At 56.7% G+C, this 797-nt stretch carries 1 protein-coding gene; it reads left to right on the top strand.

Features of this window, described 5'->3' with window-relative positions; genetic code table 11:
• Nucleotides 1-54 precede the first annotated feature (54 nt).
• On the top strand, nucleotides 55-636 hold the full coding sequence (locus tag LXN01_RS16560) for an EF-hand domain-containing protein (protein WP_236866834.1): 582 nt from the start codon (nucleotides 55-57) through the stop codon (nucleotides 634-636).
• Nucleotides 637-797 lie beyond the last annotated feature (161 nt).

Raw genomic sequence — 797 nt, forward strand, 5'->3', positions numbered from 1 at the left:
CGGCTTCTGAGAACCAACGGTCTTTAAGGTCAGGCGACGCAAGCATCTAGCAAAATGGCTTACAGCTGGGACAACCGCGTCAAGTACGTCGTCAGGTACATGTACGACATTGACAACAATGGCTTCTTGGACAAGAACGACTTCGAGTGCCTTGCCGTCAGGAACACCCTGATTGAGGGCCGTGGCGAATTCAGCGCCGATGCCTATGCCAACAACCAGAAGATCATGAGGAACCTCTGGAACGAGATCGCCGAGCTCGCTGACTTCAACAAGGACGGCGAGGTAACTGTTGACGAGTTCAAGCAGGCTGTGCAGAAGCATTGCCAGGGCAAGAAATACGGCGATTTCCCCGGTGCCTTCAAGGTTTTCATTGCCAACCAGTTCAAGGCTATTGACGTTAACGGCGACGGCAAGGTTGGCCTCGATGAGTACAGGCTTGACTGCATTACCAGGTCTGCCTTTGCTGAGGTGAAGGAGATTGATGACGCTTACAACAAGCTCACCACTGAGGACGACAGGAAGGCCGGCGGACTCACCCTGGAGCGCTACCAGGACCTGTACGCTCAGTTCATCTCCAACCCCGATGAGTCTTGCAGCGCCTGCTACCTTTTCGGACCCCTGAAGGTGGTGCAGTAGACTAGCGCATGAGGCCGCCTACATTACCCTCCGCGCGAGGCTCCGGCGCTGTGGGCGGAAACCCCGCGCATGCGCACCCCGGGGAGGCCCTAGCGCCTGCCCCACACACCCAACAGTGCCCAGTTCCTCACCGCATTTTTATACTCACCTCCCTCTGAAGC

Source organism: Brevibacterium daeguense (assembly GCF_021729135.1).
GTDB lineage: Bacteria > Actinomycetota > Actinomycetes > Actinomycetales > Brevibacteriaceae > Brevibacterium > Brevibacterium daeguense.

Coding starts and splice junctions, on each gene's coding strand:
- LXN01_RS16560 (WP_236866834.1), top strand. CDS start 55: ATGGCTTACAGCTGGGACAACCGCGTCAAGTACGTCGTCAGGTACATG.